Here is a 25,328-nt window from a genome sequence, read left to right as displayed (position 1 = left end):
ATGATTTAATTTGAAACTGGCTTTTTCAAGAAGCCCATTAATAATGCAGCAACAATTGAACCAATCGCAACTGCTAGTAAATACATCAACCAACTGCCATCAACCAGTGGAATTACGAACACTCCACCATGAGGGGCACGCAGTCCAATACTAAACATCATTGATAAAGCTCCAGCAACGGCTGAACCTGCCATTACAGAAGGGATAACTCGAAGTGGATCAGCGGCTGCAAATGGAATCGCTCCTTCTGTGATAAAAGAAAGTCCCATAATATAGTTCACTTTACCTGCTTCTTGATCCTGTTTGCTAAACTTGTTCTTAAATAATGTTGTAGCAATGGCAATGGCTAATGGAGGAACCATACCTGCAGCCATAATGGCAGCCATTGGTTCATAAACACCGTTTGCTAGTAATCCAGTACCAAACACATAAGCTGCCTTATTGACTGGACCACCCATATCAAATGACATCATTAATCCTAAAACAATTCCAAGTAAGACAGCATTTCCTGTACCTAAACCAGATAACCACTCAGAAATAGCTGTATTTAAAGCACCAACAGGCTTATTAACAACAAATAACATAATGAATCCGGTTAAAGCGATACCTAATAATGGATATAAAAGGATGGTTTTGATTCCTTCTAAGGACGCAGGCATACCAGCCAATACTTTTTTCAAGCCAACCACTAAATAACCTGCTAAGAAACCTGCAACAAGTCCGCCTAAGAAGCCGGCGCCGCCGCTAGTAGCGAGCATTCCTCCGACCATACCAGCAGCAAAACCTGGGCGGTCAGCAATACTCATAGCAATAAATCCTGCTAAAATTGGAACCATTAACGCAAATGCATTACCGCCGCCAATCGTCATTAGTGCTTCAGCAATTGGATGATAGGTTGGATCATCTGGATTGGCTGAATTAATGCCGAACATAAAACTGATTGCGATTAAGATACCGCCGCCAACAACGAACGGAAGCATATTAGAAACACCGTTCATCAAGTGCTTATAAATTTGAGATCCGACTCCTCGTCCAGTCTGCTCGCTTTCTTGAGTGGATTTTCCACTGCCGCTATAGATAGGAGCATCTTGCTTTAAGGCTCTTTCGATTAGTTCCTTCGGTTTACGAATACCATCGGCAACAGCAGTTTCAATTACATGCTTTCCATTAAATCGGTTTATTTCCACTTTTGTATCTGCAGCAACAATAACGGCAACAGCATTTTCGATTTCTTCCGCTGTTAGCACATTTTTAGCTCCACCGGAACCGTTTGTTTCAACCTTTATATCAACACCCATTTCAGCAGCTTTTGCTTTTAATGAATCGGCAGACATATATGTGTGGGCAATACCAGTAGGACAGGCTGTTACCGCAACAATAAATTGTTTCTTGCCAGCCATTGATTGTTCTTCTTCTTTTTCCTCTTGGTCATAGGAATTAATAATATTCAAAACCTCATCAGCCGTACTAGCTTCTAATAGCTGTTTTCGTACTTCATCTTTTAATAGAATCGTAGAAAGGCGAGAAAGTGCTTCTAAATGTGTATTGTTTGCCCCTTCTGTAGCTCCAATCATAAAGAAGAGGTGGGAAGGCTGACCGTCTAGAGATTCATAGTTTACACCAGACTTTGATCTTCCGAACGCAATCGCTGCATGTTTAACGGCGTTTGTTTTTGCATGAGGGATGGCAATACCTTCACCAATCCCTGTTGTGCTTTGTTCTTCTCTTTTAATAATGGCCATTTTATATTCTGAGCGATCATTTAACTTGCCTGCATGGTCTAAAACGGTAACTAACTCTTCAATTGCACCGGTCTTTGTTGTACTAGTTAATGACAGGTTGATGGTTTCTTTGGTTAATAGCTCTGTAATCCTCATCATCATTCTCCTCTTAGTTTTGACTTTTCTACTTTTACTTGAGGGAGCAAGCCTTCCATTTTTTCGCGTGTGCATAATCCGATTGAAAATGCAGTTGCACTTCCAGCTGCCACACTAAAACGAAAAGCTTCTTCTATCGATTTTGTTTTTTCATAGGTTGCGATAAAACCAGCCACCATCGAATCCCCTGCACCAACAGAGCTTTTTACATCGCCTTTTGGGCTGGTAGCAATGAAGGCTTGGTCCTTATTAATCAGGACAGCTCCTTTATCCGCAAGAGATACGATCACGTTTTGAGCACCTTGTCTTACAAGCTCTTGTGCATAAGGAATGACCTCTTCACAAGAGTGTATAACGGTATTGAATAAGTCACCGAGCTCGTGATGATTTGGTTTGATTAGGAAGGGGTTTAATGGAAGTACCTTTTTAAGTAATTCACCTTCCGCGTCGACAACAAACTTCGTGCCATTTTCATTACATAGTTTCACAAGCTCTTCATACGTACTTTCTGGCATAGTAGATGGAATGCTGCCAGCGAGAACAAGGATATCTTCGCTTGTTAGTTCTCTGATTTTGCCTTTTAAGGCTTCAAAGTTTTCTTTTGAAATGTTGGGCCCTTTTGCATTAATTTCGGTTTCATTATCAGATTTTAGCTTTATATTGATTCTTGTGTCTTCATCGACCTTTACAAAGTCAGTGTTAATACCGTGTGAAGTTAGAAAATCTTCAATATAATCTCCGGTAAAACCACCTAAGAATCCAAGAGCATGACTGTCAACGTCTAATCTTTTTAGAACTTGGGAAACATTAATTCCTTTTCCGCCTGGAAATTTGGTTTCATTTTTTGTTCGGTTTAATTCGCCAAGCGTTACCTGATCTACCTCTACGATATAATCAAGTGATGGGTTTAAAGTAACGGTATAAATCATGATGTAACCACCTTAATTTTTGTTTTACTTTGATATTGCTCCTCTGTATCAGGGTCTAATTCATTTGTGATAATGGTGGCAAGATGTAAGTCAGCAATTTTTGCAAAAGCAATCTCTGAGAACTTTGATTCATCCGACAACACAAATGCTTCACGTGATAATGATATTGCTAATTTTTTCACCATTGCTTCTTCAGGGTCGGGTGTCGTATAGCCAAATTGCGAGTGAATTCCATTTACTCCCATAAAGCACTTATCAAAACGATAATGTTCAAGACTATCTAATGCTCCGCGCCCGATTAAAGCTTTCGTTGATGGCTTAGCATAGCCGCCTATTAAAAAAGTTTTTATATTTTTTTCTAGTAGTTCATTTACGTGTGTTAATCCGTTTGTTACTACCACAATGTTTTCTGGAAGGAAAGGAATCATTTCGAATATGGTGGATCCTGCATCTAGATAAATACAGTCTCCTTCTTCTACTAAGCTCCCAGCGTACTGTGCAATTTGACGTTTTGGTTGGAGGTTTTTGGAGGATTTCTCGATCATGCTTGGTTCCTGCAGCTTTCCTTGCAGTCTTGCAGCACCTCCATGAACTCTCTTAAGAAATTTTCCTTGTTCTAACTGTATAAGATCTCTTCGGATGGTTGACTCAGAGGAATTTGTTAATTCCACAAGTTCCTGAAGTTTCACTGAATTCTTTACCTTTAATGCTTCTAATATAATTTGATGGCGTTCTGGCTCTAACATTATTACCGCCTCCTAAAACGCTTTCATGTTTACTGATTTTATTTTACAATTGAATACAACAAAAATCAATCATCAAAATTCAAAAACGTTCTCTTTCGTTCAAAAAGCACCAAATAAAAAAGGATGCCTCTTTAGCATCCATGTAACAGATAGTATTCCCAAAATAAATTTAAAATGGTTCTCTAATATTGTAACGACGTAAAATGGTCTCAATCCTCATGGCTGTACTCAAGTTTCCTAGCACTCGAACTCTTCCAGTAAGCAGCGCAACCGTTCCGCTTTGTTTTCCTAATAAAAACTTTTTAAAATTATCGTACGATAACTGCATGGTGCAGGTTGGGGCAGTTGCTATTCCTTTTTTAATGGTTAGTTTTCCATCTTTAAAATAATGCTGATAGGTTCCTGTTTCTTCACCATGAACGTCATACTGTACAACAGCATCAAAACCTTTAATGGGACCGGGATTTTGATTGAAGATTTCTTCGATCCTTTCCATTAGGTCTTCTAAAGAGTACTCTCTTATTGCTTTTACCATTTAGCCATTCCCCCTAGAAATTAGTAAAACCAATGCATATTTCATAGTTTAATAATACTAATTGGGAAGTGTGAAGGTGGTGAACGTTTTCTCAATTTTTTAGATTTTTTACGCTTTTAAGATTTTAGTTAAAAATATAGATATATTTGAAACCTTATTGAGTATAATACGTATATGTAAACGTAGCGGATTTGAAAAAATTTTATAAGATAGGAAGAATAAATTTGGGCACAAATATAATGGTAGTAGCAAATTATATCTATGATATTTATTATTGGTTAATTTTGATTAATATTTTTGGTTCTTGGTTCCCACAATTTCAAACATCCAAAATAGGGTCGTTGGTTGGCAGGCTGGTTAACCCTTACTTATCTATCTTTAGGAAGTTTATCCCGCCGCTGGGTATGATTGATTTCTCTCCAATCATTGCGATATTTGCATATAGCTTTATTGGGAGATTTGCATTAGAAGGTCTCAAACAATTGTTAATCATCCTCGGTGCATTTTAATTAAAAACATTTTAGAAATAGGGCTTTACTTACCTATCGTAAGTAAAGCCCTATTTCTTTCTTTTGAGTATCATTTAACTGGTAAAATAAGTTAAACTTTAAGTAGAAAGATACAAAGGGGAGATTTTGATGAAATCGGCGTTAATTCTTGGGGGAACGCAATTTGTTGGCAAGAGGCTGGTACAATTATTAATCGATGAAGGGGTAGAGGTTACAGTCGCAACCAGAGGGTTGACACCTTACGCCTTCGGAGATCAAGTTTCTCGATTGATTATAAACCGTGAAGATGCAGAGTCATTAGAAAAAGCTTTTAAGGATAAGACCTGGGATGTGGTTTTTGATCAAACCTGCTATTCCTCACAAGAAGCTCTTGATACGCTGAATGTGCTAAAAGGAAAAGTTCAAAAGTATATCTTTACATCGAGTCAGGCAGTTTATGATTTTGGGGCCAACCATTTGGAGGAAAGTTTCAATCCATTCGGTTATAAGCCAGTACTAAAATCCAGAAGAGATTACATAGGGTATGTTGGATATCAGGAAGCAAAACGAGCTGCCGAAGCGATCCTTTTTCAGAATGCTGACTTCCCGGTCGTTGCCGTACGCTTTCCGATTATTATTGGAAAAGACGATTATACGAATCGGTTACAATTCCATGTGGAGCATGTAAAAGAAGGAAGACCGATGTTCATTGAACATCCTGACTTTAGATATAGTTTTATTGACTCAGGCGAAGCGGCTTCATTTTTATTAAGCGTGGCAAAGACCGATTATCAAGGTCCTGTTAATCCAGGCTCTGAGGAAGATATCAGTTTGGGTGAATTAATCAGCTTAATTGAGAAACTAATCGAAACAGAAGCAAAATTAAGTGAAGACGGTCATCCATCTCCCTATAATTTACCTGGGTCGTGGTCAGTGAATACCAGTCTGGTTCAGTCATTGGGCTTCCGTTTTACATCATTAGATAATCTTTTGAAAAAGTTAATCATTCACTATTCATAGTTGGGGGTATACCATGAGTATTCAGAAGGCTACATTAAATGAACTAAATTTTTTAACAGAGTTATTTGATTCCTATCGGGTGTTTTATAAACAGGATTCTGATATTGAAGGTGCAAGAGCTTTTTTAAAAGAAAGATTAATAAATGAGGATTCAGTAGTTTTCATTGCCTATGATGAGAGTAGTCCGGTTGGCTTTGTCCAGTTATATCCGACTTTTTCTTCTGTCGGTATGAAAAAATCATGGATCCTTAACGATTTATATGTAAATGCATCTGCTCGTAAGAAGGGTTTTGGGGAGAAGTTAATAAAAAAGGCGATTGAATTTGCGGAGGAAACAGGGGCAAAAGGTGTGTCATTAGAGACAGGTCATGATAATGTAACTGCACAGAGACTGTATGAAAAAATAGGATTCAAAAAGGAATCAAATTACTTCTATTATTTTTCATTGTAAAGGATATGTTGTAAATTTCAGGAATTAACACAAACTACTTCTAGCGGGAAAATTAATCCATCAAAGAGGAGGTAGTTTTAGTGAATAATAATGAACAAAGTACAACGATAATATCTAACGATGCATTGCGTGGTAAACCTTACTTGGATATCGACCGTGTCATTACAGAAGGTAACCCGCATAGCTCTACTCGTCTTAAGAATGATGCCGGTGGGGCGGACGAATAATTTAATTGACTTTTTCGAATCGTTCGAATAATATATTGTTAAATTTAACAAATAAAGGCAAAGAAGAGAAAAAGTAGAATGACATGGTTTTTCCACAGAGAGCTTCGGCAGCTGAAAAGAAGCAAAAACACTCATTTGAACAATGGTCTCTGAGCTTCGTACTGAACATACGTTATCGTATTAGTAGGCTGCGACGAGTTTTGACACTCGTTACCAATGTCACAGTATAAGAGTAGATTTTGGTTACTCCGTACTTGCTAAGGCAAATGGTGTGAGCTATTTGCGAAATAAGGTGGTAACACGTGGATATCAAACCTCGTCCTTAACTTTTACAGTTGAGGGCGGGGTTTTTTTATTTTTTTAAAAAAATAGGAGGTTTTACGATATGAGTATATTTATTGGCGGTGCATGGGCCTATGCGAACGGTTCCTTGCATCTTGGTCATATTTCAAGTTTGCTGCCAGGGGATATATTAGCGAGATATTACCGTTTGAAAGGGGAACAAGTACTTTATGTTTCAGGAAGCGATTGTAATGGAACTCCAATAACGATTCGCGCGAGACAAGAAGGAGTTGAACCACACGTTATTACAGACCGGTATCACCAGGAATTCCTTGAATGTTTTACAAAATTAGGATTTTCATATGATTGCTATACTCGAACGGACATCGAACATCACCACAAATTGGTTCAGGAGATTTTTTTAGAGCTGCTTGAAAAAGGTCATATCTATAAAAAAGAAATTGAACAAACCTATTGTGAGAAATGCGCTCAATTCTTACCGGAACGATATGTAGAAGGAATCTGTCCTGTGTGTAAGGAACCATCTCGCGGGGATCAATGTGATCATTGCTCTACTATTTTAGAACCCCTTGAATTGCTGAATAGCAGATGCAAAATATGCGGAAATCCACCTACTACAAAATTCACAGAGCATTTCTATTTTGCCTTAAGCTCATTCCAGGCTCACTTGGAAAACTATGTACAAACAGCGGAAAATAATAAGCTTTGGCGGGAGAATGCTGTTTCTCTTACGAAGAGATATTTAAAGGAAGGTTTACAGGATCGTGCCGTTTCTCGGGATTTGCCTATTGGAGTGAGTGTGCCTGTTGCTGGATATGAAGAAAAGAAAATCTATGTTTGGATTGAGGCGGTTTCGGGATACTATACTGCCAGCAAGCTGTGGGCAAAAGAATCTGGTAAAGATGATTCGTCGTTTTGGAATGCTTCTGCTAGATCCTATTACGTTCACGGGAAAGATAATATTCCATTCCACTCGATTATTTGGCCGGGGATTCTGGCTGGGCTCAGTAAGGAACCTTTACCAACTCATATCGTTTCAAATGAGTATTTGACCTTGGAAAAAAAGAAATTATCGACCAGCAGGAATTGGGCAGTATGGGTTCCTGATATTTTAGATAGATATGATCCTGATTCTATCCGGTATTTCCTAACGATAAACGCACCAGAGAACAGGGATGCAGATTTTTCGTGGAAGGAATTTATTTATAGTCACAACAGTGAATTATTAGGGGCATATGGGAACTTTGTAAATCGAACGTTGAAATTTATTACAAAATCATTTGATGGTGTTGTTCCTGATAAAGCTGTTTCTTCTGTGATTCAAGAAAAAGTCGATACTTTATATAAGGATATTGGCTGCTTAATTGAAGAAGCCTCTTTTAAACAGGGGCTGGAAAAAGTGTTCGAGTTGGTGCGGTTTTCAAATAAATACTTTGATGAACAACAACCGTGGAAGCAGATTCACGAAAATGAAGAGTCTTGCAAGCAAACCCTAGCAGCTTGCGTATATTTAATAGCAAACCTTGCGCATATCTTAACACCGTTTCTTCCGTTTTCGAGTGAAAAGGTTAAGGATTTGCTCAATATATCAGAGACTAACTGGAAACCTTTTATAGTTAAACCAATCGTGATATCCAATGTTGAGCCGTTATTTGAACGAATCGATCCAGCTAGAATTGAAGAAGAACTTGAAAGGCTAAACAAACAAACAAACAGTTTAAATAAGTGTGCCATAAAGGTTTCATGAAGCCCAAAAATCACATAAAAAGTGAAAAGTGGTCCCATGAAGGTTTCATGAAGCCCAAGAATCACATAAAAAGTGAAAAGTGGTCCCATGAAGGTTTCATGAAGCCCAAAAATCACATAAAAAGTGAAAAGTGGTCACCATAAAGGTTCCATGAAGCCCAATAATCATATAAAAAGCGAAAAGTGGTCACCATGAAGGTTTTATGAAGCCCGAAAATGATATAAAACTTGAAAAATGGTCATCATGAACGACTCCTCAATAGAATAACCTCAGATAAAGGTCAATACTTTTTTATTATCTATCTTTTTAGAATTTTAGTAATATAGTAGGTATATTATAAATTTCAAAAGGGAGGTCGTCCCATGGAAATTAGACAACTAACCTCTACAGATGCAGAGAAATACTGGAATCTTAGATTGGAAGCCTTAAAGGAAGCTCCAGAAGCTTTTCTAACTAGTTATGAAGACGCTCTGAAAAGAGAAAATCCGATTGCCCAGGTTGAAAGTAGCCTCTCGACAGAAGGCAATGACACTTTTGGGGCATTTGAAGGTGATGAGCTTATTGGGGTGGTAACACTCCTACAAGAAAAAGCTGAGAAAATACAACACAGAGCAAACATCTTTGCGATGTATGTGACGCCAAAAAAACAAGGAGCAGGTGTCGGAGAGGCATTGCTCACAGAAGCGATTAATAAAGCAAAATCAATAAAAGCAATCGAAAAAATAAATTTATCGGTCGTTGCAAGTAATGAACCAGCGAGGAAGCTATATACGAAACTTGGGTTTAAAGTATTTGGACTCGAAGAAAAAGCGATGAAACTGAATGGAGTTTATTTGGACGATGAACATAGGGTGCTGCATTTAAAATGAACAAACTTACGATTAGACAAGCAGCCATACAGGATTTATCAAAACTAGTACCTATATTTGATGACTATCGTGAGTATTTCGGTCAGCAAAAAGACCCGGCAGCGGTGAAACAATTCCTATTTGAAAAATTTGAACACATGGAATCAGTCATTTTTATTGCACAGCTTGAGGATGAAGTGGTTGGATTTACACAACTTTATCCTGTCTTTTCTTCGTTAACCCTCCAGCGTGTGTGGCTCTTAAACGATTTTTTTATAGCAGAGGAATTTAGGGGAAGCGGCGTTGGAACACAGCTTTTTGCGAAAGTGAAGGAATTTACTCTGTTAACAAAGTCAAAAGGCATTGAACTTTCGGTTGAACATTCAAATAAGAAGGCATGGGTGTTTTGGGAGAAACAAGGATTTAAGATGGATGAAGAATTTCGTTATTATTTTTATAAGTTATAAAAAGAGGTGCATTTTAAATGGTACAAGAAGAGCAGAGCAGCCTTGCTGCTGAAATAAGCGGAGATGGGTCGTTTAAACGGCAAAAAAATAGATTTGATACACCGTTTGGATTCAGTGAAGGCGAGCTTCCTATAGAGGCGGGACGATATCGTCTATTATGGTCAGCAGTCTGCCCCTGGGCACATCGCTCCGTGATTGTCAGAAGAATTCTTGGTTTGGAAGAGGTAATTAGTTTAGGTACGGCAAGCCCGATGCGTCCTAAACTTCCGCATGTAGACTGGGAGTTTTCTTTAGATGAAGATGGGGTAGACCCTGTACTGGGCATTCGCTATATGAGTGAAATTTATAAGAAAACAAAACCGGATTACGCAGGCAGGCCAACGGTACCTGTGATGGTGGATGTGAAGGAACAAAAGGTAGTGAACAATGATTATTTCAAACTAACAAATTATTTAGAAACAGTTTGGTCAGCCTTTCATAAGGAAAATGCGCCAAATTTATATCCGGAATTCTTACGTGAAGAGATTGATGCCTTAAACGATATCATCTTTCATGAAGTGAACAATGGAGTTTATAGATGTGGCTTTGCGCAGTCTCAGGAAGCCTATGAGCACGCGTATGATACATTATTTGCAAGATTAGATATGTTAGAGGAGCGGCTATCAAAACAACGTTTCTTATTCGGAGACTATATTACTGACTCGGATGTACGGCTATATGCAACATTAATTCGCTTCGATGCGGCGTATTATTCCGCATTTAAGACAAATCGAAATCGGATTGTTGACTTCCCGCATCTTTGGGGTTATCTAAGAGATTTATATCAAACTCCTGGTTTTGGTGATACCACTGATTTTGACGCAATCAAGAGACATTATCATCTTTCAAATCACATAGCTAGCAATGATCAGAAAGGTCATAATGGTATTTTGCCAAAAGGACCGGACCTATCTGGGCTTAATACCGAACACAATCGTCAGTATTTAAGCAACAAAGAAGATAAATTTTTAATTGATTAGGAGTGCACAATGATCATTCGAGAAGCTATGGAAAGAGAATTACCTTATATACGAGAGCAAAGAGTCAACGCTTATGTTGAACATTCAGCGAAAATTCCTGAAGGTCATTGGCTCGCTCTAAAGCAGGCAATCTTATCAGAGGGTGATACGCTTCCTGGTGTGGAGAGAATAGTAGCTGAAATCGATGGAGAAATTGCAGGAAGTGTTGTTCTATTTCCTGCTAAAATCGATGCATATGATGGGAACGTGGAAGTTCTGGATTATCCGGAAATTAGAATGCTTGCTGTATCACCGGAAATGAGAGGCAAAGGTGTTGCATCCGCTTTAGTGTCCGAATGTATTCAACGGGCTAAAGCGCGGGGATATCAGTCGATTGGGCTCCATACCGGGGAATTCATGGAGACTGCAATGGAATTATATGAGCGATTGGGATTTGAACGATTGCCACAATACGACTTTGAACCTGCTAACGATGGAATCATCGTAAAAGCCTATCGACTTTCTCTTAATAAAGATTAAGGAGCCGATGAATGATAGAAATTTGCAAAGCAGACCCTAGCCATGTTCAAGGAATAGCAAAAGTGTTTTCTGATGGATATCGTGCAACATATGGTGAAACACATTCAAAAGAATATATTGAAAGAATCATAAGCGAGTTCTACAACACCGATAGAATAGTAGATGAAGTAACAAAAACCAGCAGGTATTGGGGAGGCTACTTTGTAGCGCTTGATAATAATGAAGTAGTTGGTGCGGGCGGGGGAGGAATGATCAATGATACAGCTGGGGAATTATTTGTGTTGTATCTAGATCCTAACCGGCGCAATGAAGGTATTGGAACTATGTTGCTAGAGGCGGTTACGAAACAGCAGAAAGAAGAATATAATGCCAGTGAGCAGTGGGTTTCCGTACAAAAAGGGAATGAAAAAGGTATCCCCTTTTATGAAGCAAGAGGATTTATTTTTCAACATGAACAAAATGGGTATGGAAATGCAGATGGGGAAGATTACATATCACTAAGATATTGTCGTCAACTATAAAATAACCGAGAGCTTGGAGTGTGTTCCTTGCTCTCGGTTATTTAGTTGGTTTGGGAACCGTTTTTATTTTATAGATAAAGTAATAATATTTATAAAAAACAATCAATACCAGCATAAGCCGGATGAAAAAGCTTTCGAGAATAAAGAAGGGAATGGCGATCATCACGTCAGCAAATAACAAAATCGTCAGTTTTTGTTTTAACGTCATGGCCCTCTCTTTTACAAAAGTCTCTAAATGACGTGTATAAAGAGTTGTCCCTTTAAACCAGTGCTCGAATCGTTCAGATCCCTTCACAAAGCAGTAGGATGCTAAAAGAAGCAAAGGAGTTGTCGGCAGCACTGGTAAAACAAGACCCAAAACGCCTAAGCCGAGGGCAATAAAACCGATGATGATATAGAGGAATTTAATAATTTTGCGCATGTTTGCCCCTTTCTGTTTTATTTACCTATATTATATCATGTAAAAAAAGAAAGTTTTTTGACAGATTAAGTACATAAAAACCGTTTCAACCACCATTATGTTAAAATAGTCAAGTCAAGATATTGGGGGTTGATTAAATGACTTTCTATCAAACTATAGTAGTTTTACACATTTTTTCGGCGATTATGGGAATGGGCCCTGGGTTTATCTTAACGACCGTGGTTAAGTCGGGGAAAACCATGACAGAGTTAAGGCATTCCTATGCCGTTCGACATAAACTTCATATTTTTGTGATGGTAGGCGGCACGCTTGTACTTATCACAGGTTTAATCATGGGCTTCATGAATCCAAGCCTGTTCCAAACGGGCTGGTATGTAACAAGTCTAGTTCTATTTTTAGCAGCCCTGGCAATTGGGCCGCTTGTCCTATCACCCAGATCTAAACCGGTTAAGGCTTTGTTAGCATCACATAAAGGTGAGGAAATCCCTGAAGAGTATTATCGTTTATCAAAAATACTGTTCCGCTATGAATATTTGGAAAATGCAATTTTTATAGTCATTATCGCCTTCATGATACTAAAACCATTTTAGATACTCTCAAGGTAATCGAAAAAAAGATGGCACAAGAACATAAGAGGTTCATAGTGCCGATAAATGACAAGAGCAGAGTTTACGGTAACTATAAGAGGTTCATAGTGACAGAAATGACAAAATAAAAGGTATGGTCATCCTCGACCATACCTTTTTAATCTCACAAATCGGAATAAAGATAAGATATTACTTCACCAATTCTCTTTTTAAACGAGGTATAGTTGTGCTTGCCATTTTGAATCGTTTCATAGCGGGTATCAGCAATTTTACTGCTCACAATCTCATAGATAGATTGAATCATATCTGAAAACTCGGTATTAAGTTCCTTATTGCCACTAACTTCATGAGTGCCAAAATCCATATAAAACTTTTCAACTCCGGACAGATCGGAATCTCTTACGAATACTTCAAGTTCCTCTTGGTTCCGATAATAGCCAGGTGATATCGCCGCAATCCGCTTGAAAATTTGTGGGTATCGGCAGGCAGCATATGTAGAAATAAGTCCTCCTAACGAAATTCCGGCCATTGAAGTTTGACTCTTTATAGTTCGGTATTTATCATCGATCAAAGGTTTGAGTTCATTTACGATAAAGTCTAAGTATTGTTCACCTTTACCGCCTGCCGAAACAGGGTGACCAATGATTCTTTCAGCGATGGCGCCATTTACCCATGGGCAGTATTCGTTAATTCGTTCTTCTCCTTCTGGATTTAAATCAATGGCTACAACGATAATTTCTACCTTGTTTTCATCTAAGTAATCCTTCAATCCTAAAGATATCCCTTTAATCGCACCTTCATCTTCAAAAACATTTTGCCCATCGTGCATATACAATACGGGATAATGTTTGTTTGATTCGTGATAATTCACAGGCAAATACACTTTAATCATTCTATCTTGATTGAATGTAGACATATAAACATGAGATTTTTCTAACACTATAGCACCTGCTATTCTTATATTCTATTTCATTAATTTACCATATTTTAGAACGTTTTGGAGCAATAAAAACAGGCTGGTGAGACTTTTTGTCTCACCAGCCTGAGGAGTCAATTATTCCCTAGATATACTGATTAAAACCAGAATGGGCGTCTTCTGTCGTCTCTTCTGTCATCTCTTCTTCTGTTATCCTCGTCAACAATGATAACTCTATCTGCACGGATAATAACTTCGTCTGCATTAATGACAACTCGTCTGTCATCTCTTCTGTCATCTCTTCTGTCATCGTTGCGATCCATAGCACCGCCTACATCGTCATTATTACGGCATCTTCTGTTGCGGTCTTGTACACCTGCAACATCTTCGTCACGACGTCTTCTTCTAGACATTCAAATCCCTCCTTTCACGCTCGTACTATAAAATATGCTTGTACAAAAATATGTGATTGGACAAATTAAATATTTTTTACCAGAAAGATAGGAAGGAGATTTGTTTGAATTTGTTGAAATAAGGTAAAAATAGAGGATTGTCAGGATGGATGAGAGGAAGGGCAAACATGGATATAGTGGAAAAGGCTCTACAGATTGCCAGCAAAAATCATGAGGGACAATATCGGAAAAACTCGGATATTCCCTACATAACACACCCAGTTGCGGTTGGGATGATGTTATTAAAGAGCGGCTATAGTGAGGAAATCGTTGCAGCTGGAATTCTACATGACACTGTTGAGGATACGCCGCTATCATTAGATGAAATCAAATGGGAGTTTGGACCAAAAATCGCAGAGCTAGTTGAAGGTAGTTCAGAACCGGATAAATCCCTTCCGTGGAAAGCTAGGAAGGAACATACGATAGAGTTTTTACAAACTGCTTCTGAGGATATACGGGCTGTCGTCTGTGCAGATAAACTTCATAATATCCGTTCTATCATGAGAGATTATGAACAAGTTGGCGAAGAGGTTTGGAGTAGATTTAATGCTGGTAAAGAGCAGCAAAGGTGGTATTACACCAATATTGTAGAGAGCTTAGGTTTACAATCATCATTTGATTTACTAATAGAATTACGTAAAGAAGTAGATAAGTTTTTCGGGAGATGATAATGGATGAAGGATTATAAGGTTCATACATATGAAGAAGCGATAGACGTAATAAAAGAAATTGGATTTCTACCTTTGGCAAAGCTCATCCCTGATTATCCTTCACTCGACGGAATAACGTTGAAAGAGCATTGGTATACCGGTTCTGAGCTGGATCCATGGATGTGGCGTGCAAAATTTCCTGGAGATGGAGCAGCTGCTTATGGAAAGTTTGTTAAAAAGAAATCCGTTTTAATATCTCCTGAATTGTTACCTTTGATACGTGTGATTTTGGGATCTTCACTTTCAGTAAAAGAACGCTATCAAGATGGGCTAATGTCAAGAGAAGCTGTTGAGCTATATACGTTGATTCGTGAGAACGAAGGAATAGACACAAGAGTTCTAAGAGTAGAGGCAGGAATGAAGGATAAGGAGAAGAAGAAGCCATTTGATCATGCCTTACTTGAATTGCAGGGTTCTTTGGATATTGTTGTTTCAGGGACCAAGGCAAAGACAAACGAAGCAGGAGAGAAAAATGGCTGGAGCAGTACTTCATTTGAGACAATGAAATTTTGGTCACAAAATCATAGCATTAAGGAAAGTACCTTAGAAGTGGAAGATGCTAAAATGATGTTAAAAGACCATTTTGCTGCTTTGTGTAGTCCGGAGGCAATGAAATCTATTAATAAAATATTTGGGTTATAGAGGAAATCACGCTGATTTCCTTTTTTTGTGTATTTATAGCCCAGCCGGGATACTAGCACGGCCCCACTTTCCTACAAATTCATATTTTAATAAAAAGGAGTTGAAAAATATGAGTTGTAGAAGGAGAAAGTTTCCGTTCTGTGTTTTTTCGGGGTATAGATGGTGTGGACCTGGCTGCAGCGGTCCAGGACAACCTATTAATGATGTAGATTCCTGCTGCTACAAACATGACCTTTGTCTTATGCGTGGTAACTCCCCTTGTTACTGTGATAAAAAGTTTTTGGAATGCCTTCATTCCAAAAGGAATCCCCATACCAAAAAGGGCAGACAAGCAAATGTCATGTATAATTTCATGAAGCTAAAAACCAGTTTCACATGTGATCATCGAAGCAGATGTTAGATCAATCAATACATTAAACAGGCTTTTTTTTCTAATTTACAAATCCATTTATAGAAACCTAATAAGATTAGTAACAATATTGGGTCAAGGATTGCTGCATGCCACAGTTTCCACCAGCCATAATGAAAGTATCCCCAAGGTTCAGGCAGCAGGGTAATGACTTCATAGATTAAAATTGCAACCACAAAAACAGTTAAATATATTGCTTGTTTCATCCAGCCCTTTTTAAATGGGAACCAATTTAAAAAAAACATATTTACTGGCGGAATGAGGAATACATGTGGAATAATTCCCCGCCAATCTAATTCTTTATCGAAGTACCAGTAAGCATGATATTTGAATTCAATAAAAACATCGAATAGTACTTGTAAGGCAATCGTAAATAACCAAATATGTAGAATTTGGTTGCCATTTAGTAATTTATTTGTTTTAAACCCCAGGTAATTAAAGACGGCAAGTGCTATTAAAAGTCCTATCATGAAATTTCCCTTTTTTATTTTTTAATATGCCCTTCCATTTATGGGTCATACCCTGTATTGTTATTTCTCTCATCTCTAATACGCTTCTATAAAATGTAGAAGGCGTAACCAAATTTGATTTTACCATTAATAACATTCTCTCAATTTGGTTTATTATTAGTTGGTTTTTCCTGTATAAAAGAATCTTTATCCAATTCATGGAATATTCCAATTTGGCATTAGTTAGTTATTATCACGTTACGACTTTTTTTGATGCGGTCCGTAACTATATGGTTGTAGATGGAGGATCTCTTGGCGATTTTATCATCTGGATGCCAATTATCACCTTATTCTTTTTTCTAACCCTGGGTACAAAACGAGGTTTGTATTACTCCATCGTCATATTTCTTGCAACTTTTGTTATTGGTATCGTGTATTTACACCTTCTATCCTCAGAATCGATTGATTCGCTCGGTCAATTTTACTTTGCTAACCTAGTTTACATTATCGTTCTCTACTACGCTCAGCATGTGTTTAAGACTTATGCAGATCTTGAAATGTTTAAAAAGCACGCCTACTTCGATTCATTAACGAGAATCGCCAATCGTCTGCTGATTGATGAATGGCTTGAAAAGAAACTCAAAGCTTTCGAGGACAGGAGAGAAGGTTTTTTAATCATTTTCTTTGATATTGATCATTTTAAGTTAGTGAATGATAACTATGGGCATAAAATTGGTGATGAAGTCCTGGTAGAGTTAGCGAAACTCATCCAGCACCATCTTACAAATCGAGAGTTTTTTGGACGATGGGGTGGGGAAGAGTTCATTGTCATCTCTAGTACATCAGGGGAAGGTACGGTTAAGCTAGCTGAGAAATTAAGGGAAGTAGTGGCTAACCATGATTTCAAAAGGGCAGGAAACCTTACAGCTAGTTTTGGGGTTACCCAATCTAGACCAGGGGACAGCATCGATTCTCTATTGAATCGTGCTGATAAAGGTTTATATCAATGTAAGAATTGTGGAAGGAATCAAGTTAGTTATATTAAGTGAAGGGTCAGTGCAGTGCACTAACCCTTTTTTGCGGAATTTATGGTTTTTGTGTTTTTTAATTAGGCAAAAAAAGAGCCTGGTACACGGGTACCAGGCTAAATTATGGGAAGTTTTAAGAATAAGGTTCCTTAAACCTTAAGACTCAAATAAGTTATCTTTATAATAAGAAAAACATTTGTAGAAGTTATAGAGAAGTTATGTGGAATTTGTGAAGATGGCATAATAGGCAAAAAAAAAGGATTGGTACCCGGGTACCAATCAAATTATGGGAAGTTTTTAAGAATAAGGTTCCTAAAACCTAAGTCTCAAATAAGTTATCTTTATAATAGAATAAACATTTGTAGAAGTTATAGAGAAGTTGTGTGGAAATTATGAAGATGTTAATACGAAAATTTTTCCGTATGAGTGAAAATGGATAAAATATCTAATAATAAATTGGCCGGTTAAATTTATTATTAGGAGATGAATTGAATGAAACACTTATCAAAAATCTTGGTTTTGTTTCTCTCATTTGTATTAATCTTCCCAACATTCACAAATGCTGAAGGGAACGAACGTGCCGAGCGGCAAACGCAGCCACTAAGTCAGAAAGCCGTCCAGCTTAGGGTTGATATGAAGGAACTTTGGACGGAACACGCTTTTTGGACAGAAAAGTTTGTAACAAGTTTCATTGCAGGTCTTGAGGACCAAGAACCAGTGCTAACAAGATTATTAAAAAATCAGGACGATTTTGGGAATGCCATCAAACCTTATTATGGAGAAGAAGCAGGTAACAAACTTGCAAAGCTGTTAAGAGCGCATATTCAAATTGCCGGTAAGGTAGCGGCAGCAGCGAAAAGTGGAAATCAGCCTGATTTCAAAAAATACAGTGATGAATGGTTTAAAAACGCAGATGATATTACAAACTTTTTAAGTGCTGCGAATCCTAATTACAATAAAAAAGAATTAAATGAAATGATGTATATGCATTTAAGATTTATTACAGAAGGTGTGGCGGCCAAACTTAATAAGTCTTGGAATCAGAACATTACTGCATTAGACAAAAATCAAAATCATCTAATGCATATGGCTGATTTCCTTACAAACGGGATTATCAAACAGTTCCCAAATAAGTTTTAATAAAAATGGAGCCCAACATAACGGTTGGGGCTCCATTTTTTTAATGCGGTAAAAATGCCAGCTGATAAAAGAATAAGACAGCAAAAACATATAGAAGCGGATGAACCTCACGCCATTTTCCTTTCACTATTTTCAGAAGAGGATAGCTGATGAAACCAAGTGCAATGCCTGTGGCAATGCTGGATGTTAACGGCATGCTTAGGATTACTAGAAATGCCGGGAAGGCCTCATCTAATTCATTCCATTTAATTTTTGCAATGCTTCCCATCATCATACTGCCGACAATGATTAGGGCAGGAGCGGTAATCGCAGAAATACCTGAAACGGCACTGACAAGAGGTCCGAAGAATGCCGATAGAATAAACAAAATAGCAACGGTAAGGGAAGTTAATCCTGTCCGTCCTCCTGCTGCAACTCCTGATGTGGATTCAATAAAAGCGGTTGTTGGGCTTGTACCAAACATGGCTCCGATTGATGTAGCAACAGAGTCAGATAGCAATGCTTGACGCGCACGTGGGAATTTTCCATTTTTCATTAAACCAGCCTGATTTGCAACACCAATCATTGTTCCGGTGGTGTCAAAGATGGTTACTAGAATGAATGAAAAGACAACTGCATATAGACTATGCTCAATAACATCACTTAATGCTGTAATAGGGTTTCCAACAATTAACCCTTCAGGAAGGGATGGTAATGAAACAAAGCCTTGATCGAATGAAAGTTGGTTCGTAAAAAAGGCTATGAGTCCTGTGATAATCATTCCAAAAAATAGAGCACCATTAATTCGCAGCACCATCAGAATGAGTGTAATCGCTAAACCGATGATTGCAAGCAGTGCTGAAGGAGACCTAAGATCACCTAATCCAACAAGATTGGTAGGATGAGCAGTAATAATGTGTGTAAGTCTTAGCCCGATAAAAGCAATAAATAAACCTATACCTGCTGTAATCCCATGTTTCAGGTTATCTGGAATCGCATCGATTAATTTCTCTCTAAAGGGCGTTAAAGATAAAATAACAAAAATAATACCAGCAATAAAAACAGCAGCAAAGGCTGTCTCATAATTAATATTTTGTCCGCCGCCGACAACAGAGTATGCGAAGTATGCATTAAGCCCCATACCGGGTGCAATGGCGATTGGATAATTTGCAAACAAGGCCATCCAAAGTGTCCCAACCACAGCAGAAATTATCGTTGCTGTGAAGACTTGTTCAAATGGAACACCTGCATCAGCAAGAATGACTGGGTTAACAACGACAATGTAGACCATTGTAAAGAAGGTTGTGATTCCTGCGAGTAGTTCAGTTTTTGTATTTGTTTGGTTTTCTTTTAGTTTAAACATAAGTTCCTCCAAAACACGAACATTTATTAATAACCTTTATATAATATTCGTTTTTAGTGATATTTTCAAGCGTTACTTGAAAAAATACACCACTTTAAATGTGACAATTTATATTTAACCCCAAACTTCATCTAGCGTTTCTCGAAACAATTGATTTAAGACTTCGGTTTGGTCAGATTTATTTACTGATATTTCCCTTACATACTGCTCTAAATGCTCAATCTCGCCTTCAACGAAATGATTGATGAGCTCAGTTCTAGGATTTGGATCAAGAACTTCACCAGCTTTTTTAAGCTTAATTATATCGTCGAGTACTATGCTAATCTCATTGGTTGGATGAATATCCTCGACTAGCTGTGTAAATTTAATAGGGGGAAATGCATGGTGCTTTTCAATCCACTTAGCTGAGAACAGCGGCCGGAATATGTTGATATATCTTTTTATTTTAACTTCCCTTCGGTTTAAGTAATCTCTATAATTACCTTTTGCCATTTTTAGGTAATGGTGAATGCTAGCAATGGGAGAAAAGATTTGACTTTCTAATTCTTTCATTTTACTGATCGCAGAGGACTCTTGGTAGTATACGATAGTTGAATGAAGCCATTCCAGCAGAGGCGGATTTGATTTGCGGAATAACCGTAATGCTTTGGTTAGTTCCCAGCCATTCAAGTCTAGAAGTTTGTCTACAGGGATTGAGATTTTATCATGCTTCGGGACTTCCAGCACGTCGCGCCTTTGGTCGATTGAGAGATACCATTCCTTTTTATGAACATAAATAAATCGGACATCATAATCGCTATCTTTAGAAGGGAATCCCCAGGCTCTGCTGCCTGATTCACAGGCATAAAGAATTTTTACATTAAATTCTTGTTCGATTTGTTTTAGGACTAATAAAATGTGTTCTTTCAATTTGATACCTCATTTACTTAATTTGTAACTTCCCTTTAACAGACTTACTATGATTAATACATCTTAGCACTGTGAGAGCTATTCTCATAAACACCGCCATAAGGGTCAAGGGAATAACGTCCTTATTGTTGAATATATAAACAATAGGGCATTATTCCTTTTTTAATGAATAAACAGGGGGAGATAAGATGTTATCGAGGCAATTAATTATCTATTTCCTGCTTTGTATAATTGCAATTGTCATGGTTAGAGAATTTTCATTTAACCTCGAGTCCTTTTCCGGTAACCGTAATTCAGTCATTCTTATTTTTCCATACGTATTGTTGACCTTTTCCCTTTTTGGGTATGAATTATTTCTAAAACTTAGGGATGCTTCATTTAACGTTTGTACTTGGCGAAAAATGATCATATGTTCCTTTATCGTCATGCTGGCCTCAAGTGTATTAGAATTTGTATATTTTTCTGAGTTCATTCATAAGTTTGGCAGACCGCTTACAAGGGAAGCATCTCGAATTTACATCTATCCATGGTTAAACCAATACACAAATATGGTCTTTGTTAACTATTACACCTTCCTCATGTATGCTTCTACAGTAACGTTCTGCACATCATTAATAACGTTGGTTAAAAAGTAATCCACAATTATCATGAAATCCTTCCATTTTACTTCAAAAGCAATAGCTATAATGCCATTTTTTTATCTTTTAATCTGTACAAAAATTTTCTTCCTAAACACATATGTTTTTTGTTGTTGTTCTTATGAGATTTGCCATATAATAGGGTTATAAAAAGTTCACATAATTGTCAAATTTATTTTATTAATATAATGGAAAAGTGTTAAACATAATCGGTAGAGATGGAGGGAACGGAAATGATTAGAATGGCTGTTGCTGGTGTCTTGGGTTTTGTTTTAATTTTTATAGAATCAATGATCGTGATGAAAATTAAAGGGTATCATGGTATCGAATTTGGCGGGTTAGCACCTTTTATTAATGTTTGGGCGATGAATTTCTTTTTAGTATTTGCTATCCTTACACAAATCACTAATTGGTATCAGGATCGTGTAGGTTTTGAAAATCCAGAAGAAGATAATAGTTATTAAAAAAGTGCCTCAATCAACATGTGATTGAGGCACTTTTCGTTACGCGTGTTGTTTTGCTGTTTCTTTACCTTTGAAAACTGTTTTACGGATGACTGGAACCACCCAGCGGTCAAGACCAATGCGTCCTGCGTTGTAACCAGCAGTTAAAATGATGAAACCTAAGAAAATGTCAGTTGGGTTATGTGATACAGTTCCTGCTAAGAAGAAAGAGAAGTTCATCACTAGACCAAAGAACATTGCTGCAGTTGTTAAACATCCTAATAGAAGTCCTAAACCGATTAATGTTTCGCCCCAAGGAACGATAGTGTTGAAAGTATCAATGTTTGGAAGTGCAAAGTTACTTAAGAAATCAACATACCAGCCATAAAGCACATTTCCTTCTGGACCTGTTACTGGTTTCGCAATGGCACCTTTTAGGAAACCTGAAGCATCAAATCCGCCGCCTGTTAATTTTCCTAAACCAGCTGTGAACCAAGAATAACCAAGATATAAACGAATGACAGTTAAAATAGCCGCAGAAATTTTGTTTTCTCTTAATAATTTGTTAAACATAATGTATTCCGCCTTTCAAAAATTAGTTTATATTTGATAGTTTCACTATATAAAATTTTGAGGGTTAACAACATGGCTGTAGTGATAAGTTCACACTTTGTTTAAAATGTTTTGGCAGAATCTTGAACAACTTGGTTGAAAATTACTTTGCAGCTGTTAGGCTGTTGCTTTGCTGCCTTCAGTTTTCATTGTTTTACGGATGAATGGAACTACCCAGCGATCTAGACCGAAACGACCTGCGTTATAACCAGCAGTTAAGATGATAAAACCTAAGAAAATATCGGTTGGATTGTGAGATACAGTTCCTGCTAAGAAGAAAGAAAAGTTCATCACTAGACCAAAGAACATTGCCGCAGTTGTTAAACATCCTAATAAAAGTCCTAAGCCGATTAATGTTTCGCCCCAAGGGACGATATGGTTGAAGATATCAATGTTTGGTAAGGCAAAGCTATCTAAGAAGTGAACATACCAGCTATAAACCATGTTGCCATCTGGACCTTTTACTGGATTAGCAACTGCTCCTTTTAAGAAACCAGAAGCATCGAACCCGCCACCTGTTAATTTTCCTAAACCTGCTGTTAACCAAGAATATCCGAGATATAAACGTAAGACTGTCAAAATTCCAGCCGCAATTTTGTTTTCTCTTAAGAAATTCATAAACATTATAAAGCCATCTCCTTGTTAAATATGTTTTATATATTTATTACACTGCTAATATAGCAAATTAATCTTGAATTGAGGGTAAATTGTTCACTGTTTCACATATTTGTAAAAAAGATTTGAACAAATTGTAAACATGGGCAGGGAAAGTTTTTTTATAAGAAGCTCTTGATAAAACTAATGTCGTTAGTTAAAATAAAACTAATGATATTAGTTAAAGGAGCTGGGGATTTTGAGAATGCTAAAAAAGGGATTTTTATATCAGGTAACCTTTATGGCAAGTGTGTTTCCGGTAAATTGCTATTTGGTCGAAGAAGAGCATGGATTGACCTTAATAGACGCAGCTCTGCCATTTAGTAAGAAGGGAATTTTTACGGCTGCTGAAATGATTGGAAAACCAATTACAAAAATAATTTTAACTCATGCACATGAGGATCATGTGGGTGCACTTGATAAGATAAAGGAAGAACTGAATGATGTACCGGTTTATATTTCGGTGAGGGATAACAGAATAATGAATGGAGACAGTTCGCTTGATGTGCACGAGCACCAAACTCCGATTAAAGGTGGCGTCCCAAAAAAGCTGAAGACCAGAGCGAATGTACTATTAAAAGAAGGAGACCTTATCGGTTCGTTGGCAGCTATTGAAACTCCGGGACATACTCCGGGATCGATGTCTTTCATTGATAATCGGACCAAGGCCCTAATTGCAGGGGACGCCTTTCAAACTAGAGGTGGAATAGCAGTAGCGGGAGATATAAAACCATGGTTTCCGTTTCCAGCCTTTGGTACATGGAGTAAAGAAACTTCATTAGCGAGTGCAAAGAAATTGGTGAGTTTTCAACCTAAGCTGCTTGCAGTCGGACATGGTGAGATGGTGGAGAACCCAATTAGAGTAATGGAACTGGCAATCAAACGTTTAGAGAAGAAATTGAGCTAAAGGAGTTAGAGATGGATGTCACCTAGACCAAAGGTTGGACTTGATATAAAGGAGATTTTAGAAGCAGCAGCGGAGTTGGCAGACCAGTTTGGGATGCAAGAAGTTACCTTGGCAAATCTAGCTAAGAAATTAGAAATCCGTCCTCCTTCGTTATATAACCATTTTGATGGGCTGGGCGGGTTAAGAAAGAAAATGGCAATATATGGAGTAGACCGGCTATATGGGGTATTAGCAAAAGCAGCTATTGGAGTCGCAGGAGATGAAGCTGTTCTAACTATAAGTAAAGCATATGTTAACTTTGCCCGGGAGCATCCTGGGATTTATGAGGCAACATTGATGGCACCGGATATGGAAGATGAGGATGTTCAGCTTGCGGGTTCTAAGATTGTTGAACTCACTATTCGGATTTTACAGGCTTATAGTTTAGAAGGGGACACTGCCTTACATGCAGTTAGAGGCCTCCGAAGCATTTTACACGGTTTTTCTTCATTAGAAAAGAGTAGTGGATTTAAAATGTCGCTAGACCTAAATGAAAGCTTGGAAATTATAATAAAAGCGTTTATTCAAGGCATTCAAGAGAGTTAGTTTTTTTGGAGCAGTTTCGCAGAGAAAAGTTATTCTAAGATTTACCAAACCCTTAAAAATCAAAAGAAAACAATACATTTCCCGCTAAACTTAAAGGACTTACCAAATGGCAAGTCTTCTTTTTTAATAAGATGCTATAATATTAGTAATATCATGATTAAAGGAATGAGATATATGCGCAAACTTGAGAAATTGGGTCTAGTATTGGACGTTGAAACAACAGGATTAGGGCCGACTACAGATGAAGTAATAGAACTTGCTCTGAAATTGTTTTCTTATAGAACAGATACGGGTGAGATCCAAGAAATTATTGAGGAAGATTCTTTCTTGCGAGAGCCGCTTACCAGTTCTGCTAGAAGGAACTATGACCGTGCGTACCAAATTCATGGGATTCCCTATGAACTGGTGGCAGGGAAGAGTTTCACCGATGTAAAGATTAAATCTTATTTCCATCGCGCAGATTCAGTTTTTGCTCACAATGCTTCCTTTGACCGCAGCTTTCTCTATCATATGTACCCAGAAGTGAATGATTTAAAGTGGTTTTGTACCATGCGGGGTGTGAAATGGAAGAACTATGGCTTTCCAAATGGTAAACTCCTAACCCTATTGCAGGCACACCAAATTACAAATCACCAAACACATAGAGCACTTGACGATATTACATACCTCATGGATCTGCTCAGAAAAACCAGTCCAAATGGAAACCTCTATCTTCAAGAAGTACTCGAAAATGGACCAATGAGAAAATACCAGCCAGCAGCCACCCGCACCAAAATGGGCTAATAGC

At 37.7% G+C, this 25,328-nt stretch carries 32 protein-coding genes and 1 other annotated feature; of the genes, 20 read left to right on the top strand and 12 right to left on the bottom strand.

Going from position 1 to position 25,328, the window contains the following annotated elements; genetic code table 11:
* Positions 1 to 5: 5 nt before the first annotated feature.
* From QFZ31_RS17930 to QFZ31_RS17915, 4 genes are all read right to left on the bottom strand, one after another.
* Positions 6 to 1,877 (bottom strand): PTS fructose transporter subunit IIABC, encoded by a 1,872-nt coding sequence (locus QFZ31_RS17930; protein WP_307305288.1) that lies wholly within the window; start codon positions 1,875 to 1,877, stop codon positions 6 to 8.
* 2 nt (positions 1,878 to 1,879) lie between these two features.
* Positions 1,880 to 2,806, bottom strand: a complete 927-nt coding sequence (gene pfkB / locus QFZ31_RS17925) for a 1-phosphofructokinase (protein ID WP_307305286.1) — start codon at positions 2,804 to 2,806, stop codon at positions 1,880 to 1,882.
* Positions 2,803 to 3,552 (bottom strand): DeoR/GlpR family DNA-binding transcription regulator, encoded by a 750-nt coding sequence (locus QFZ31_RS17920; protein ID WP_307305283.1) that lies wholly within the window; start codon positions 3,550 to 3,552, stop codon positions 2,803 to 2,805. The genes pfkB and QFZ31_RS17920 overlap by 4 nt, the downstream gene beginning before the upstream one ends.
* A gap of 169 nt (positions 3,553 to 3,721) precedes the next feature.
* Positions 3,722 to 4,087, bottom strand: coding sequence for an SCP2 sterol-binding domain-containing protein (locus tag QFZ31_RS17915; RefSeq protein ID WP_307305280.1), 366 nt, complete (start codon positions 4,085 to 4,087; stop codon positions 3,722 to 3,724).
* Between the two features lie 224 nt (positions 4,088 to 4,311).
* Here QFZ31_RS17915 and QFZ31_RS17910 point away from each other — a divergent pair, with 224 nt between their 5' ends.
* From QFZ31_RS17910 to QFZ31_RS17865, 10 genes are all read left to right on the top strand, one after another.
* Positions 4,312 to 4,596: a YggT family protein gene (locus tag QFZ31_RS17910; RefSeq protein ID WP_373459862.1), complete on the top strand. Its 285-nt coding sequence runs from the start codon at positions 4,312 to 4,314 to the stop codon at positions 4,594 to 4,596.
* Positions 4,597 to 4,725: 129 nt separating this feature from the next.
* Positions 4,726 to 5,595, top strand: coding sequence for an NAD-dependent epimerase/dehydratase family protein (locus QFZ31_RS17905; protein ID WP_307305279.1), 870 nt, complete (start codon positions 4,726 to 4,728; stop codon positions 5,593 to 5,595).
* Positions 5,596 to 5,608: 13 nt separating this feature from the next.
* A complete protein-coding gene (locus tag QFZ31_RS17900) occupies positions 5,609 to 6,046 on the top strand; it encodes a GNAT family N-acetyltransferase (RefSeq protein WP_307305277.1) in 438 nt (145 codons plus the stop codon).
* An 80-nt stretch (positions 6,047 to 6,126) separates the two neighbouring features.
* A complete protein-coding gene (locus tag QFZ31_RS17895) occupies positions 6,127 to 6,273 on the top strand; it encodes a hypothetical protein (protein WP_307305276.1) in 147 nt (48 codons plus the stop codon).
* 51 nt (positions 6,274 to 6,324) lie between these two features.
* Positions 6,325 to 6,600: a binding site (T-box leader), on the top strand.
* 58 nt (positions 6,601 to 6,658) lie between these two features.
* Entirely contained in the window at positions 6,659 to 8,323 is a 1,665-nt protein-coding gene (metG, locus tag QFZ31_RS17890) for a methionine--tRNA ligase (RefSeq protein ID WP_307305274.1), read from the top strand.
* Positions 8,324 to 8,685: 362 nt separating this feature from the next.
* Positions 8,686 to 9,192: a GNAT family N-acetyltransferase gene (locus tag QFZ31_RS17885; protein ID WP_307305271.1), complete on the top strand. Its 507-nt coding sequence runs from the start codon at positions 8,686 to 8,688 to the stop codon at positions 9,190 to 9,192.
* Positions 9,189 to 9,638: a GNAT family N-acetyltransferase gene (locus QFZ31_RS17880; protein WP_307305269.1), complete on the top strand. Its 450-nt coding sequence runs from the start codon at positions 9,189 to 9,191 to the stop codon at positions 9,636 to 9,638. The genes QFZ31_RS17885 and QFZ31_RS17880 overlap by 4 nt, the downstream gene beginning before the upstream one ends.
* 17 nt (positions 9,639 to 9,655) lie before the next feature.
* On the top strand, positions 9,656 to 10,657 hold the full coding sequence (locus QFZ31_RS17875) for a glutathione S-transferase family protein (RefSeq protein WP_307305267.1): 1,002 nt from the start codon (positions 9,656 to 9,658) through the stop codon (positions 10,655 to 10,657).
* Between the two features lie 9 nt (positions 10,658 to 10,666).
* Positions 10,667 to 11,176 carry a GNAT family N-acetyltransferase gene (locus QFZ31_RS17870; RefSeq protein WP_307305263.1) on the top strand — a complete coding sequence of 170 codons (510 nt, stop codon included), beginning with the start codon at positions 10,667 to 10,669 and terminating at the stop codon, positions 11,174 to 11,176.
* 11 nt (positions 11,177 to 11,187) lie between these two features.
* Positions 11,188 to 11,697, top strand: coding sequence for a GNAT family N-acetyltransferase (locus QFZ31_RS17865; RefSeq protein WP_307305260.1), 510 nt, complete (start codon positions 11,188 to 11,190; stop codon positions 11,695 to 11,697).
* A gap of 37 nt (positions 11,698 to 11,734) precedes the next feature.
* Here the strand turns inward: QFZ31_RS17865 and QFZ31_RS17860 are convergent, their stop codons facing one another.
* Positions 11,735 to 12,118 carry a DUF454 family protein gene (locus tag QFZ31_RS17860; protein ID WP_307305259.1) on the bottom strand — a complete coding sequence of 128 codons (384 nt, stop codon included), beginning with the start codon at positions 12,116 to 12,118 and terminating at the stop codon, positions 11,735 to 11,737.
* 137 nt (positions 12,119 to 12,255) lie between these two features.
* Between QFZ31_RS17860 and QFZ31_RS17855 the strand changes: the two genes are divergently transcribed.
* Positions 12,256 to 12,708: a DUF2269 family protein gene (locus QFZ31_RS17855; RefSeq protein WP_307305255.1), complete on the top strand. Its 453-nt coding sequence runs from the start codon at positions 12,256 to 12,258 to the stop codon at positions 12,706 to 12,708.
* 160 nt (positions 12,709 to 12,868) lie between these two features.
* Here QFZ31_RS17855 and QFZ31_RS17850 read toward each other — a convergent pair whose 3' ends face one another.
* Complete coding sequence (locus QFZ31_RS17850; protein WP_307305253.1) at positions 12,869 to 13,645, bottom strand: alpha/beta hydrolase; 777 nt, start codon at positions 13,643 to 13,645, stop codon at positions 12,869 to 12,871.
* 134 nt (positions 13,646 to 13,779) lie between these two features.
* Positions 13,780 to 14,034 carry a hypothetical protein gene (locus tag QFZ31_RS17845; protein WP_307305249.1) on the bottom strand — a complete coding sequence of 85 codons (255 nt, stop codon included), beginning with the start codon at positions 14,032 to 14,034 and terminating at the stop codon, positions 13,780 to 13,782.
* A gap of 167 nt (positions 14,035 to 14,201) precedes the next feature.
* On the opposite strand from QFZ31_RS17845, the gene QFZ31_RS17840 reads away from it, so the two are divergent.
* Both QFZ31_RS17840 and QFZ31_RS17835 read left to right on the top strand, forming a co-directional pair.
* The gene (locus QFZ31_RS17840; RefSeq protein WP_307305247.1) at positions 14,202 to 14,741 is read left to right on the top strand and encodes an HD domain-containing protein; all 540 of its coding nucleotides are present in this window, start codon (positions 14,202 to 14,204) and stop codon (positions 14,739 to 14,741) included.
* Between the two features lie 6 nt (positions 14,742 to 14,747).
* Entirely contained in the window at positions 14,748 to 15,425 is a 678-nt protein-coding gene (locus tag QFZ31_RS17835) for a hypothetical protein (RefSeq protein WP_307305246.1), read from the top strand.
* 405 nt (positions 15,426 to 15,830) lie between these two features.
* Here the strand turns inward: QFZ31_RS17835 and QFZ31_RS17830 are convergent, their stop codons facing one another.
* Complete coding sequence (locus tag QFZ31_RS17830; RefSeq protein WP_307305244.1) at positions 15,831 to 16,304, bottom strand: hypothetical protein; 474 nt, start codon at positions 16,302 to 16,304, stop codon at positions 15,831 to 15,833.
* 212 nt (positions 16,305 to 16,516) lie between these two features.
* Between QFZ31_RS17830 and QFZ31_RS17825 the strand changes: the two genes are divergently transcribed.
* Both QFZ31_RS17825 and QFZ31_RS17820 read left to right on the top strand, forming a co-directional pair.
* Positions 16,517 to 17,332, top strand: coding sequence for a GGDEF domain-containing protein (locus tag QFZ31_RS17825; RefSeq protein ID WP_307305241.1), 816 nt, complete (start codon positions 16,517 to 16,519; stop codon positions 17,330 to 17,332).
* Between the two features lie 471 nt (positions 17,333 to 17,803).
* Entirely contained in the window at positions 17,804 to 18,451 is a 648-nt protein-coding gene (locus QFZ31_RS17820) for a glycosyltransferase (protein ID WP_307305238.1), read from the top strand.
* A 40-nt stretch (positions 18,452 to 18,491) separates the two neighbouring features.
* Here the strand turns inward: QFZ31_RS17820 and QFZ31_RS17815 are convergent, their stop codons facing one another.
* Together QFZ31_RS17815 and QFZ31_RS17810 are read right to left on the bottom strand one after the other, a co-directional pair.
* Entirely contained in the window at positions 18,492 to 19,793 is a 1,302-nt protein-coding gene (locus QFZ31_RS17815) for an NCS2 family permease (protein ID WP_307305235.1), read from the bottom strand.
* Between the two features lie 114 nt (positions 19,794 to 19,907).
* Positions 19,908 to 20,702 (bottom strand): nucleotidyltransferase domain-containing protein, encoded by a 795-nt coding sequence (locus tag QFZ31_RS17810; RefSeq protein ID WP_307305232.1) that lies wholly within the window; start codon positions 20,700 to 20,702, stop codon positions 19,908 to 19,910.
* Positions 20,703 to 20,890: 188 nt separating this feature from the next.
* Here QFZ31_RS17810 and QFZ31_RS17805 point away from each other — a divergent pair, with 188 nt between their 5' ends.
* Both QFZ31_RS17805 and QFZ31_RS17800 read left to right on the top strand, forming a co-directional pair.
* Positions 20,891 to 21,337: a hypothetical protein gene (locus QFZ31_RS17805; RefSeq protein WP_307305229.1), complete on the top strand. Its 447-nt coding sequence runs from the start codon at positions 20,891 to 20,893 to the stop codon at positions 21,335 to 21,337.
* A gap of 236 nt (positions 21,338 to 21,573) precedes the next feature.
* A complete protein-coding gene (locus QFZ31_RS17800; protein WP_179602874.1) occupies positions 21,574 to 21,804 on the top strand; it encodes a hypothetical protein in 231 nt (76 codons plus the stop codon).
* A 39-nt stretch (positions 21,805 to 21,843) separates the two neighbouring features.
* On the opposite strand, the gene QFZ31_RS17795 is transcribed toward QFZ31_RS17800, so the two are convergent.
* Together QFZ31_RS17795 and QFZ31_RS17790 are read right to left on the bottom strand one after the other, a co-directional pair.
* The gene (locus QFZ31_RS17795) at positions 21,844 to 22,356 is read right to left on the bottom strand and encodes a DoxX family membrane protein (protein WP_307305222.1); all 513 of its coding nucleotides are present in this window, start codon (positions 22,354 to 22,356) and stop codon (positions 21,844 to 21,846) included.
* Between the two features lie 156 nt (positions 22,357 to 22,512).
* Positions 22,513 to 23,019: a DoxX family membrane protein gene (locus QFZ31_RS17790; protein ID WP_307305219.1), complete on the bottom strand. Its 507-nt coding sequence runs from the start codon at positions 23,017 to 23,019 to the stop codon at positions 22,513 to 22,515.
* A 229-nt stretch (positions 23,020 to 23,248) separates the two neighbouring features.
* Here QFZ31_RS17790 and QFZ31_RS17785 point away from each other — a divergent pair, with 229 nt between their 5' ends.
* The 3 genes from QFZ31_RS17785 to QFZ31_RS17775 all read left to right on the top strand — a co-directional run bounded on the left by QFZ31_RS17785 (position 23,249) and on the right by QFZ31_RS17775 (position 25,324).
* Entirely contained in the window at positions 23,249 to 23,956 is a 708-nt protein-coding gene (locus QFZ31_RS17785; RefSeq protein WP_307305217.1) for an MBL fold metallo-hydrolase, read from the top strand.
* Between the two features lie 15 nt (positions 23,957 to 23,971).
* Positions 23,972 to 24,541: a TetR/AcrR family transcriptional regulator gene (locus QFZ31_RS17780; protein ID WP_307305215.1), complete on the top strand. Its 570-nt coding sequence runs from the start codon at positions 23,972 to 23,974 to the stop codon at positions 24,539 to 24,541.
* Positions 24,542 to 24,715: 174 nt separating this feature from the next.
* Complete coding sequence (locus QFZ31_RS17775; RefSeq protein WP_307305212.1) at positions 24,716 to 25,324, top strand: exonuclease domain-containing protein; 609 nt, start codon at positions 24,716 to 24,718, stop codon at positions 25,322 to 25,324.
* Positions 25,325 to 25,328: the final 4 nt, after the last annotated feature.

Origin of the sequence: Neobacillus niacini (assembly GCF_030817595.1) — a bacterium.
GTDB classification, from domain to species: domain Bacteria; phylum Bacillota; class Bacilli; order Bacillales; family Cytobacillaceae; genus Neobacillus; species Neobacillus niacini_G.
This window is presented reverse-complemented; position numbering and strand designations above follow the sequence as displayed.

Coding starts and splice junctions, on each gene's coding strand:
- QFZ31_RS17775 (WP_307305212.1), top strand. CDS start 24,716: ATGCGCAAACTTGAGAAATTGGGTCTAGTATTGGACGTTGAAACAACA.
- QFZ31_RS17820 (WP_307305238.1), top strand. CDS start 17,804: ATGAAACACTTATCAAAAATCTTGGTTTTGTTTCTCTCATTTGTATTA.
- QFZ31_RS17800 (WP_179602874.1), top strand. CDS start 21,574: ATGATTAGAATGGCTGTTGCTGGTGTCTTGGGTTTTGTTTTAATTTTT.
- QFZ31_RS17900 (WP_307305277.1), top strand. CDS start 5,609: ATGAGTATTCAGAAGGCTACATTAAATGAACTAAATTTTTTAACAGAG.
- QFZ31_RS17905 (WP_307305279.1), top strand. CDS start 4,726: ATGAAATCGGCGTTAATTCTTGGGGGAACGCAATTTGTTGGCAAGAGG.
- QFZ31_RS17860 (WP_307305259.1), bottom strand. CDS start 12,118: ATGCGCAAAATTATTAAATTCCTCTATATCATCATCGGTTTTATTGCC.
- QFZ31_RS17790 (WP_307305219.1), bottom strand. CDS start 23,019: ATGTTTATGAATTTCTTAAGAGAAAACAAAATTGCGGCTGGAATTTTG.
- QFZ31_RS17885 (WP_307305271.1), top strand. CDS start 8,686: ATGGAAATTAGACAACTAACCTCTACAGATGCAGAGAAATACTGGAAT.
- QFZ31_RS17845 (WP_307305249.1), bottom strand. CDS start 14,034: ATGTCTAGAAGAAGACGTCGTGACGAAGATGTTGCAGGTGTACAAGAC.
- QFZ31_RS17830 (WP_307305244.1), bottom strand. CDS start 16,304: ATGATAGGACTTTTAATAGCACTTGCCGTCTTTAATTACCTGGGGTTT.
- QFZ31_RS17880 (WP_307305269.1), top strand. CDS start 9,189: ATGAACAAACTTACGATTAGACAAGCAGCCATACAGGATTTATCAAAA.
- QFZ31_RS17865 (WP_307305260.1), top strand. CDS start 11,188: ATGATAGAAATTTGCAAAGCAGACCCTAGCCATGTTCAAGGAATAGCA.
- metG (WP_307305274.1), top strand. CDS start 6,659: ATGAGTATATTTATTGGCGGTGCATGGGCCTATGCGAACGGTTCCTTG.
- pfkB (WP_307305286.1), bottom strand. CDS start 2,806: ATGATTTATACCGTTACTTTAAACCCATCACTTGATTATATCGTAGAG.
- QFZ31_RS17920 (WP_307305283.1), bottom strand. CDS start 3,552: ATGTTAGAGCCAGAACGCCATCAAATTATATTAGAAGCATTAAAGGTA.
- QFZ31_RS17795 (WP_307305222.1), bottom strand. CDS start 22,356: ATGTTTAACAAATTATTAAGAGAAAACAAAATTTCTGCGGCTATTTTA.
- QFZ31_RS17855 (WP_307305255.1), top strand. CDS start 12,256: ATGACTTTCTATCAAACTATAGTAGTTTTACACATTTTTTCGGCGATT.
- QFZ31_RS17815 (WP_307305235.1), bottom strand. CDS start 19,793: ATGTTTAAACTAAAAGAAAACCAAACAAATACAAAAACTGAACTACTC.
- QFZ31_RS17840 (WP_307305247.1), top strand. CDS start 14,202: ATGGATATAGTGGAAAAGGCTCTACAGATTGCCAGCAAAAATCATGAG.
- QFZ31_RS17915 (WP_307305280.1), bottom strand. CDS start 4,087: ATGGTAAAAGCAATAAGAGAGTACTCTTTAGAAGACCTAATGGAAAGG.
- QFZ31_RS17875 (WP_307305267.1), top strand. CDS start 9,656: ATGGTACAAGAAGAGCAGAGCAGCCTTGCTGCTGAAATAAGCGGAGAT.
- QFZ31_RS17805 (WP_307305229.1), top strand. CDS start 20,891: ATGTTATCGAGGCAATTAATTATCTATTTCCTGCTTTGTATAATTGCA.
- QFZ31_RS17780 (WP_307305215.1), top strand. CDS start 23,972: ATGTCACCTAGACCAAAGGTTGGACTTGATATAAAGGAGATTTTAGAA.
- QFZ31_RS17870 (WP_307305263.1), top strand. CDS start 10,667: ATGATCATTCGAGAAGCTATGGAAAGAGAATTACCTTATATACGAGAG.
- QFZ31_RS17835 (WP_307305246.1), top strand. CDS start 14,748: ATGAAGGATTATAAGGTTCATACATATGAAGAAGCGATAGACGTAATA.
- QFZ31_RS17930 (WP_307305288.1), bottom strand. CDS start 1,877: ATGAGGATTACAGAGCTATTAACCAAAGAAACCATCAACCTGTCATTA.